The 9,910-nt window shown below is 62.7% G+C and carries 8 protein-coding genes; 2 read left to right on the top strand and 6 right to left on the bottom strand.

Annotated features, from left to right (window positions below):
• Positions 1 to 414: 414 nt before the first annotated feature.
• Together aceA and G1E_RS12355 are read right to left on the bottom strand one after the other, a co-directional pair.
• Entirely contained in the window at positions 415 to 1,740 is a 1,326-nt protein-coding gene (gene aceA / locus G1E_RS12360) for an isocitrate lyase (protein WP_009684219.1), read from the bottom strand.
• 490 nt (positions 1,741 to 2,230) lie between these two features.
• Positions 2,231 to 2,995, bottom strand: a complete 765-nt coding sequence (locus tag G1E_RS12355; protein ID WP_175442608.1) for a secretin N-terminal domain-containing protein — start codon at positions 2,993 to 2,995, stop codon at positions 2,231 to 2,233.
• 267 nt (positions 2,996 to 3,262) lie between these two features.
• Between G1E_RS12355 and G1E_RS12350 the strand changes: the two genes are divergently transcribed.
• Positions 3,263 to 4,705: a SulP family inorganic anion transporter gene (locus tag G1E_RS12350; protein ID WP_009684217.1), complete on the top strand. Its 1,443-nt coding sequence runs from the start codon at positions 3,263 to 3,265 to the stop codon at positions 4,703 to 4,705.
• 118 nt (positions 4,706 to 4,823) lie between these two features.
• Here G1E_RS12350 and fusA read toward each other — a convergent pair whose 3' ends face one another.
• Both fusA and G1E_RS12340 read right to left on the bottom strand, forming a co-directional pair.
• Entirely contained in the window at positions 4,824 to 6,935 is a 2,112-nt protein-coding gene (gene fusA / locus G1E_RS12345; RefSeq protein WP_009684216.1) for an elongation factor G, read from the bottom strand.
• A 73-nt stretch (positions 6,936 to 7,008) separates the two neighbouring features.
• Positions 7,009 to 7,434, bottom strand: coding sequence for a hypothetical protein (locus tag G1E_RS12340; RefSeq protein WP_009684215.1), 426 nt, complete (start codon positions 7,432 to 7,434; stop codon positions 7,009 to 7,011).
• A 243-nt stretch (positions 7,435 to 7,677) separates the two neighbouring features.
• On the opposite strand from G1E_RS12340, the gene G1E_RS12335 reads away from it, so the two are divergent.
• Positions 7,678 to 7,980 carry a hypothetical protein gene (locus G1E_RS12335; RefSeq protein ID WP_009684214.1) on the top strand — a complete coding sequence of 101 codons (303 nt, stop codon included), beginning with the start codon at positions 7,678 to 7,680 and terminating at the stop codon, positions 7,978 to 7,980.
• A gap of 3 nt (positions 7,981 to 7,983) precedes the next feature.
• Here the strand turns inward: G1E_RS12335 and G1E_RS12330 are convergent, their stop codons facing one another.
• Together G1E_RS12330 and G1E_RS12325 are read right to left on the bottom strand one after the other, a co-directional pair.
• Positions 7,984 to 9,234 carry an aspartate aminotransferase family protein gene (locus tag G1E_RS12330; protein ID WP_009684213.1) on the bottom strand — a complete coding sequence of 417 codons (1,251 nt, stop codon included), beginning with the start codon at positions 9,232 to 9,234 and terminating at the stop codon, positions 7,984 to 7,986.
• A 125-nt stretch (positions 9,235 to 9,359) separates the two neighbouring features.
• On the bottom strand, positions 9,360 to 9,910 hold a 551-nt coding region (locus tag G1E_RS12325; protein WP_047149851.1), incomplete at its 5' end, for a LysR substrate-binding domain-containing protein.

The following is a 9,910-nucleotide window of genomic DNA, read 5'->3' as shown; positions in this document are numbered from 1 at the left end:
GCCGGCAAGCCGGCTCCCACATCCGTTTCGGGCCAATGATGCCTGTGTGATTTGCGCGTGCCCCCTCTGGCGCATGGCTCGATACCGCGCCGTATGTACTAGCCGGTCGCCTGCGCTGGCCCAGGATGGACTGGCCCGAAACAGATGTGGGAGCCGGCAAGCTGAACTGGCATGCAGCACAGAGGCACCCCTGATAGGCACGATTCGTCTGTAGGAGCGGCCTTGTGTCGCGAAAGGGCCGCAAAGCGGCCCCGGCAATTTTGCGGTGGCGCACAGATCCCGGGGGCGCTACGCACGCCTTTCGCGACACAAGGCCGCTCCTACAGGGTTCATCCGCGAAAGGGTCGGTACCGGCAAAAATAAAGGCCCGGCGCTTTTACAAGCCCCGGGCCTTCGTTCAACCGCATTCCACTATCAGTGGAATTGCTCTTCCTCAGTCGAACCAGTCAGTGCAGTCACCGACGAAGCCCCACCCTGAATCACAGTGGTCATGTCGTCGAAGTAGCCAGTACCCACTTCCTGCTGGTGCGCCACGAAGGTGTAGCCCTTGCTGGCGTCAGCGAATTCCTGCTCCTGCAGCTTCACATAGGCGGTCATGTCGTTGCGGGCGTAGTCGTGCGCCAGGTTGAACATGCCGTGCCACATGTTGTGGATGCCGGCCAGGGTGATGAACTGGTGTTTGTAGCCCATGGCCGACAGTTCGCGCTGGAACTTGGCAATGGTGGCGTCGTCCAGGTTCTTCTTCCAGTTGAAGGAAGGCGAGCAGTTGTACGACAGGATCTGGTCCGGGTACTCCTTCTTGATCGCTTCGGCGAAGCGGCGGGCTTCGTCCAGGTCCGGTTTGGCAGTCTCGCACCAGATCAGGTCGGCATACGGCGCGTAGGCCAGGCCGCGGGCGATGGCCTGGTCGAGGCCGGCGCGCACTTTATAGAAGCCTTCACGGGTGCGCTCGCCAATCACGAACGGCTGGTCGTACGGGTCGCAGTCGCTGGTCAGCAAGTCGGCGGCGTTGGCGTCGGTACGGGCCAGGATAATGGTCGGCACACCCGACACGTCAGCAGCCAGGCGCGCGGCCACCAGCTTCTGCACGGCTTCCTGGGTCGGTACCAGTACCTTGCCACCCATGTGGCCGCACTTTTTCACCGAGGCCAGCTGGTCTTCGAAGTGCACGCCGGCGGCGCCTGCTTCGATCATGTTCTTCATCAGCTCGTAGGCGTTCAGCACACCGCCGAAACCGGCTTCAGCGTCAGCCACGATCGGCGCGAAGTAGTCGATGTAGCCTTCGTCGCCCGGGTTCTTGCCCGCTTTCCACTGGATCTGGTCAGCGCGGCGGAACGCATTGTTGATGCGCTTGACCACGGTCGGTACCGAGTCGACCGGGTACAGCGACTGGTCCGGATACATGGACTCGGCCGAGTTGTTGTCGGCGGCAACCTGCCAGCCGGACAGGTAGATGGCCTGGATGCCGGCTTTTACCTGCTGGACTGCCTGGCCGCCGGTCAGGGCGCCCATGCAGTTGACGAAGTCTTTCTCAGGGCGGAAGGACGGGTGGGCACCTTCGGTGACCAGCTTCCACAGTTTCTCTGCACCCTGGCGGGCAAAGGTGTGCTCGGGTTGCACGGAGCCACGCAGGCGAACGACATCAGCGGCGGTGTAGGTACGGGTCACGCCTTTCCAGCGCGGGTTCTCGGCCCAGTCTTTCTCGAGGGCTGCAATTTGCTGTTCGCGTGTCAGTGCCATGGAAATAAACCTCGTCGCATCGATCTTGAGTTAATTGTGCTGATGCTCGGAGCAGATCAGGTGCCTGGCGGCTGTCCTGTTCGCAGGTGTGCGGCGGCGAACGCGAAGGCTCGAAGGGGAAGGAGAGTGCAGGCCAGGCAGAGGGCGCCCCGGCAGGTCGGCTCGTGGATGCCTAACTGCGGTGCTACGCGATTGCCAGTACTGCGGTGATGCGCTTCCGTCCCTCGGGACAACTTCTTCGTTGCAGTCGCAATCCCGTCGAACCGCCTTGTGGGCCGTATAGACACAAGGCGCCTCCGGGGGTGGAAGGAGCGCGCCTCGAAGGCCCTTGCCAGGGCCCCTGATTAGCGGGAGCGAGGCCATCATGCCCTTGGGAAAAACACCCTGTCAAATGTTTTGTAGTGGTTTTTTGTGCTTACTACATCTTTGGTCTAATACGACTTGTCAGTCAGTTTCAAGGCCTTTGGTCGAGGCCTTGAATTGCCTGGGATCAGTCGAGAAGGTCGACTTTTACACGCAAAGTCATGTTTTCACCGCGCTGGGTGCTGTAACTGCGGCTTGACGTACTGCGGTCCGCTTGGCTCTGCTGGTTGTAGCCCGCCAGGGTGATCCACTCGCCGAGCTTGCCAGTGATGGTTGTGTCGGTACTTTGCACTTTTACTACATCTGCACGTTCCTGGCTGATGCGGTCATTATTTGTGCTTATTTGCAGACGAACCGTTTCTCCGCTCAGAGTCGGGGTGACATAGAAACCTTGGGTCACGTTGCGGTATTCGGTGTTGCTCTGGAAGCGCCCGTAGCCGTCGGTGCTGGTGCTGGTAACCGGGATGCTCTGGCCAACCTGGATGAGTGCTGGCTGGCCTTCGCTGGCCTGAACTTGCTGCATGCCACCGTCGCGGTTGCTGGTGCCGTAGCGAATGACCTGGCCGTTGCCCCGGTTGTCCTGGAAGTTGCTGTCGTTGTTGTCAACGCTGATCAGCAGGCGCTTGGGCGCGGTATCCAGCTGCTGCAGCAAGGCACGCAGGTCGTCGATGCGCTCGGGGCTGGCGTTGACGATCAGCTTGTTCTCGAAGGCGCTGACCGTGCCGTCTTTGGCGATGAATGCCTGTGCGGCAGGCAGCAGTTCGGCACTGCTGCGGTGCTGCAGCGGCAATACCTCGGTGGCGGCCTGGGCGGTGAGGCTGGCGGCCAGCAGCAGGGCGGCGCATAGGGGGCGTAGCGGCATGTCCATGATCTCCGCAGGTGGGGTTGCCATGATGGCAAAGGCGTCCTGCCTGTGCTGGATGCACATCAAAAACTGCCTTTTACCCTGGCTTTATCCAGGAAACTATAAATTATAGTCAGCCAGATAATTGCAGATAATCGCCCTCCACAGGCCTTGCCAGGGAGCCTGAGAGCCCTTCGGCTACATTGCGCGGTGGCTGCTTTCAGACAAATTCCGTAACATCCCGCCTTCGATTTTTGCCCGCTCTAAAGGCCGTACAGGTGCCCCAGCTGTTGTCCGGCTAATTACAGGATGCCCATGAAACACACCCGACTACGCGCCGACCTGCTCGCCGGCCTGACCACTTCGTTCGCCTTGGTGCCCGAGTGCATCGCCTTTGCCCTGGTGGCCCACCTTAACCCGCTGATGGGCCTGTACGGTGCGTTCATCATTTGCACCTTGACCGCACTGTTCGGCGGTCGGCCGGGCATGATTTCCGGGGCTGCCGGCTCGATGGCGGTGGTGATCGTGGCGCTGGTGGTGCAGCACGGCGCGCAATACCTGCTGGCAACGGTGCTGCTGGGCGGGGTGGTGATGATTCTGTTCGGCCTGCTGCGCCTGGGCAAGCTGGTGCGCCTGGTGCCGTACCCGGTCATGCTGGGCTTCGTCAACGGCCTGGCCATTGTCATTGCCATGGCCCAGCTGGAGCATTTCAAGAACGGTGAGCACTGGCTCAGTGGCACGCCTTTGTACCTGATGATCGGCCTGGTGGCGCTGACCATGGCGGTGGTCTACCTGCTGCCAAAGCTCACCCGCGCCGTACCGCCGGCACTGGTGGCGATTCTTGGCGTTGGCTTGCTGGTGTATCTGCTCGGCTTGCCCACCCGCACCTTGGGCGATATGGCGCACATCGCTGGCGGCTTGCCGGGGCTGGCGCTGCCGGATGTGCCGTGGAACCTGGAAACCCTCAAGATCATCGCCCCCTACGCGGTGCTGATGGCCATGGTCGGCCTGCTGGAAACCCTGCTCACGCTGAACCTGACCGACGAAATCACCGAAAGCCGCGGCTACCCGGACCGCGAGTGCGTGGCATTGGGCGCCGCGAACATGGTGTCGGGCCTCTGCGGTGGCATGGGGGGTTGCGCAATGATCGGGCAAACGGTGATCAACCTGAGCTCCAATGGCCGTGGCCGGCTGTCGGGTGTGGTAGCCGGGGTGATGATTCTGCTGTTCGTGTTGTTCCTGTCGCCTTTGATCGAGCGTATTCCCCTGGCGGCGCTGGTTGGCGTGATGTTCGTGGTGGCCCAGCAGACCTTTGCCTGGGCGTCCTTGCGGGTGTTGCACAAGGTGCCGGTCAACGATGTGCTGGCGATCATCGCGGTGACCGTGGTCACGGTGTTTACCGACCTGGCCATGGCAGTGCTGTTCGGCATCGTGATCGCGGCGCTGAACTTTGCCTGGCAGCATGCCCGGGAGTTGTACGCCGACAGCCATGAAGACGCCGATGGCGGCAAACACTATCAGGTCCATGGCACGCTGTTCTTCGCCTCGACCACTTCATTTCTCGACCAGTTCGATGCCGCCAGCGACCCGGCCCAGGTCACGCTGGACTGCCAGCACCTGAGCTTTGTCGATTACTCGGCGGTTGCCGCACTGCAGACCTTGCGCGAGCGTTATGCCAAGGCGGGCAAGCACCTGCGCGTGGTGCATCTGTCGGAGCGGTGCAAGAAGCTGTTGAAGCGGGCAGGGGAGCAGCACTGAGAAAGGTTATTGTCTGTGCTGGCCTCTTCGCGGGCTCGCCCGCTCCCACAGGAATGGCGCAGGCGCTGCCCCAGTGGGAGCGGGCATGCCCGCGAAGAGGCCGGCACAGGCGAATGAATCACTCCCCGCGGTTCTTCTTGACGATGCCATCGGCAATGCTGGCTGGTGCCTCGGCATAGCGGGTGAACTCCATCGAGAAGCTGGCCCGGCCCTGGGTCATCGAGCGCATCGAGGTGGCGTAGCCGAACATTTCGCCCAACGGCACCTCGGCGCGGATCACCTTGCCTGCCGGGGTTTCGTCGCCGTCCTGGATCATGCCCCGGCGCCGGCTCAGGTCGCCCAGGATGTCGCCCTGGTATTCCTCGGGGGTGACCACCTCCACCTTCATCACCGGCTCCAGCAGTACCGCGCCGCCTTTTTGCGACAGTTGCTTGGTGGCCATCGACGCTGCGATCTTGTAGGCCATCTCGTTGGAGTCCACATCGTGGTACGAGCCGTCATACACCGCTGCCTTCAGGTTGATCAGCGGGTAGCCGGCCAGCACGCCGTTCTTCATCTGTTCTTCGATACCTTTCTGGATCGCCGGGATGTATTCGCGTGGCACCACGCCGCCGACGATCTCGTTGACGAACTCCAGGCCTTCCTTGCCTTCGTCACCGGGGGCGAAGCGGATCCAGCAATGCCCGTACTGGCCGCGGCCGCCGGACTGGCGGACGAAGCGGCCCTCGATCTCGCAGGTGTTGCGGATTTTCTCGCGGTAGGCCACCTGCGGCTTGCCGATATTGGCCTCGACGTTGAATTCACGGCGCATGCGGTCGACGATGATGTCCAGGTGCAACTCGCCCATGCCGGAGATGATGGTCTGGCCGGTTTCTTCGTCGGTGCGCACGCGGAATGACGGGTCTTCCTGGGCCAGTTTACCCAGGGCGATGCCCATTTTTTCCTGGTCGGCCTTGGTTTTCGGTTCCACGGCCACGGAAATCACCGGGTCGGGGAAGTCCATGCGTTCCAGGATGATTGGCTTGTCCATGTCGCACAGGGTGTCGCCGGTGGTCACGTCCTTCATGCCGATGAGGGCAGCGATGTCACCGGCGCATACGTCCTTGATCTCCGCGCGCTGGTTGGCGTGCATCTGCACCATGCGGCCGATGCGCTCTTTCTTGCCCTTGACCGAGTTGAGCACGGCATTGCCGGAGCTGAGCACCCCGGAGTACACCCGGGCGAAGGTCAGGGTGCCGACGAACGGGTCGGTGGCGATCTTGAAGGCCAGGGCCGAGAACGGCTCCTTGTCGTCGGCGTGGCGTTCCAGGTGCTTGTTTTCGTCGTCGGGGTCGGTGCCCTTGATTGCCGGGATTTCCGACGGGGCAGGCAGGTAATCGATCACCGCATCGAGCATCAGCGGCACGCCCTTGTTCTTGAACGAGGAACCGAGGATGGTGGGTACGATTTCGTTGTTCAGGGTGCGTTTGCGCAGGCCGGCCTTGATTTCTTCGATGCTAAGCTCTTCGCCCTCGAGAAACTTCTCGGTCAGTTCGTCGTCGGCCTCAGCCGCGGCCTCCACCATCTTCGCGCGCCATTCATCGGCCAGCGCCTTGAGCTCGGCAGGTATCTCTTCTTCGCGATAGCTGGTGCCGTTATCGGCATCGTTCCAGTAGATAGCTTTCATCTTCACCAGGTCGATCTGGCCGATGAAATACTCTTCACTGCCAATGGCCAGCTGGATCGGCACCGGGTGGTGGCCCAGGCGCTGGTCGATCTGTTTGACCACCCGCAGGAAGTCGGCGCCCTGGCGATCCATCTTGTTGATGTAGGCCAGGCGCGGCACATGGTACTTGTTGGCCTGGCGCCAGACCGTTTCGGACTGGGGCTCGACCCCGTCGGCGCCGCTGAAGACCACCACGGCACCATCGAGTACGCGCAGCGAGCGTTCCACTTCGATGGTGAAGTCGACGTGGCCGGGGGTGTCGATGATGTTGAACCGGTACTTGTCGGCGAACTGCTTGGTCGAGCCTTGCCAGAAGGCCGTGGTCGCCGCCGAGGTGATGGTGATGCCGCGCTCTTGCTCCTGGGCCATCCAGTCCATGGTCGCGGCGCCATCGTGCACCTCGCCCATCTTGTGGTTGACCCCGGTGTAGAACAGGATCCGCTCGGTAGTCGTGGTCTTGCCGGCGTCGACGTGGGCGACGATGCCGATGTTGCGGTACAGCTCGATGGGCGTTGTGCGGGCCATGGCGGACTACCTGCGGCTGGGCGGATTCCACCACGTTAGCAGACCCGTGGAATCCTGCCGTGCCGCCGGGCTGTCAGTCGGCCTGGGCCTGCAGCAGCCACTGGCCATCCACTTCGCGAGCCAGGCCACACGCCGGTAGCAAAGCCAGCAAGCGTGGGTGCAGGCCGGCTTCGGTGAAGGTCTTGAGCGTGGCCAGGTCCAGCGCGCCGATCAGGTTCAGGTCGGCCTTGGTATAGGACAGCCAGGCTTTCTTCAGCACCTGGGCCACATCGCTGCCGGCGGTGCTGGCGAAACGGCGGTGCCACGGGCGGCCGTCGAAGGTGAAGGTGTGCGCGTGGCTATAGGTGCTGGGGTCGGCACCTTCGACGCAGCGGTGGCAGCGGCACGGGCCCTCGCCGAAAGCGTTGCGCAGGTAGCTGTTGAAGTCCACCACCGGCTTGAGGGACAGACGTTTGTCGACATCGAACAGGTCGGCGATCAGGGGTTCTTCGGCGCTCACTCGGGATCCTCGTGTGGTGTGGCGTGCATCGGCGGGCACCCTAACAGATCGGGGCAGCCAGATCACCTGTTGCAGGGCTGGCCTGTTCGCAGGTGAACCCGCTCCTACAGGGGCTGCAGCGTATTCAAGGGTTGTATACCTGTGGGCGCTGGCTTGCCAGCGATGAGGCCGGTAGAGACAACAGGCAACGCCTGCCGTACTCTACGCGCCCATACGCCTACCCACCCATTGAGGTAACCCCGCTTGAGCACCCAGTACCCGTACATCGCCACCGTCACCATCAGCGCCGAGGACCGTGGGGGCGATACCGAGGCATCGGAAAACCCCGGTATGCGCGTTGGCCTGGAGGCGGTGACCGAAACCCTGAAAAAGGTGCATTTCGTCGGTACGCTCGCGGCGCCTGAAAAGAATGCCACGCACATTTGCGTCACCCTGGAGAACGGCCTGACCTACTACGGCCCGATCGTCAATGGCCATGCCGAACTCGAAGGCGGCTGGATCGCGTTCGAGTCCGACATGCTCACCCCGGTAGAGCTGGGGCTGTAACGCTCAGTTCAACTCCGCCAGGCACTGCTCGAGGATATCCAGCCCTTCTTCGAGCACCTCGGCCTCGATGGTCAGCGGTGCCAGCAGGCGGATGATGTGCCGCGCCTTGCCGCTGGGCATCAGCAGCAGGCCTTTGGCGCGCGCCGCGTCCAGCACCTTGGCCAGTTGCGCCGGGGCCGGGCTGCCGTCTGCATTGACGAATTCAATGCCGCGCATGGCGCCCACGCCGGTCAGGCGCCCGATGAACGGGTACAGGCCCGAGGCCGTCCAACGCTGGTGGCGGCTGACGATGGCCTGCTCCTGGCGCTCACCCCAGGTAGCCACGTTCTCGTCGGTCATCTGCGCCAGGCTGGCCAGTGCTGCCGCACAGGCAATGGGGTTGCCCGAGTAGGTGCCGCCGAGGCCGCCCTTGGGTAATGACCCCATCAGGTGCTTGCGCCCGACCACTGCACCCAAGGGCATGCCGCCGGCAATGCTCTTGGCCAGCAACAGCAGGTCGGGCTCGAGCCCCAGGCGCGGGAAGGCGAAGCGCTGGCCGGTGCGGCCAAAGCCTGATTGGATCTCGTCGATGATGATCAGGATGCCGTGCTGGTCGCAGAAGCGGCGCAGGGCCTGGGCGAAGGCCGGGTCGAGGGCCAGGAAACCACCTTCTCCCTGCACCGGCTCAAAAATGAACGCCGCCACGTCTTCCACGGCCAACTCGACGCTGAACAGGCGGTCCATGGCCTTGAGTGCCTGTTCGCAGGTGACCCCGGTGTCGGCGCTGGGGTAGGGCAGGTGGTAGACCGGCCCGGGCAGCTCGCCGACCCGTTGCTTGTACGGGGCGACCTTGCCGTTGAGGTTCAGGGTAGCCAGGGTGCGGCCGTGGAAGCCCCCGTCGAAGGCGATGATGGCCCGTTTACCGGTGGCGCCACGGGCCACTTTCAGGGCGTTTTCCGCAGCTTCCGCGCCGCTGTTGGTGAGCATGCCGGCCAGCGGGTAGCTGACCGGTACGAACTGGCTCAGTTGCTCCATCAGCGCCAGGTACGGGCCATGGGGGGCGGCGTTGAAGGCGTAGTGAGTGAGGCGGGTGGCCTGGGCCTGGATGGCCTCGACCACGGCCGGGTTGCAGTGGCCCAGGTTGAGCACGCCGATACCACCGACAAAGTCGATGTAACGTTTGCCGTCAGTGTCCCAGACTTCGGCATTGCGGCCATGGGAAAGTGTGATTGGGTGAACGATGGCAATCGATTGGCTGATACTTTCCTGGTTCATGGTGCACGCGGACCTTGTTCGAGTTTCTTATTATCCAAACGTGTTCGCAGGTTATTCCGCAAACGAATTATTCGATTGCGGTCATTCCATGGATTCGTGATCTGGCCGATACTTCGCCATTCAAATCAATCCCCCTCAGCTACGCGCTCCCGTATCCACTGCACAAAAGCCCTTATCTTGGGCACTTCGGCGGCATGTTCGGCATGCGCGATGAAGTGCCGGCCATTGCTCGGCACCGGGTGGTCCCAGGCCACCACCAGCTTGCCTTCGCTCAATTCCTCGGCCACCAGGTAGCGCGGGATCAGGGCGATGCCACAACCGGCGATGGCCGCGCGGATGCACAGGTAGAAGGTGTCGAAACGCGGCCCGTGGTAGCTGTTCTGGCTGTGCAAGCCCAGCCCCAGGAACCACTCATGCCAGGCTTCGGGCCGCGACACGCACTGCAACAGGCGGTGCTCGGTCAGCGCCTGGGCACTGTCGAAAGGGTGGCTGGCCGCTAGCTGCGGACTGCACACCGGCACGACCTCTTCACTGAACAATTCGATGCAGGTTGCCCCGGGCCAAGTGCCCTGGCCGAAGAAAAAGGCGATGTCGGCCTTGGCCTGGACCAGGTCGAATGGCTCCAGCTCGTTGCGTATGTCCAGGTGAATACGTGGGTAGCGGTCGCCGAAGCCCT

Origin of the sequence: Pseudomonas sp. TJI-51, assembly GCF_000190455.2 — a bacterium.
Lineage (GTDB): Bacteria > Pseudomonadota > Gammaproteobacteria > Pseudomonadales > Pseudomonadaceae > Aquipseudomonas > Aquipseudomonas juntendi.
The sequence above is the reverse complement of the archived record's forward strand: the minus strand, read 5'-3'. Positions and strand labels throughout refer to the sequence as shown.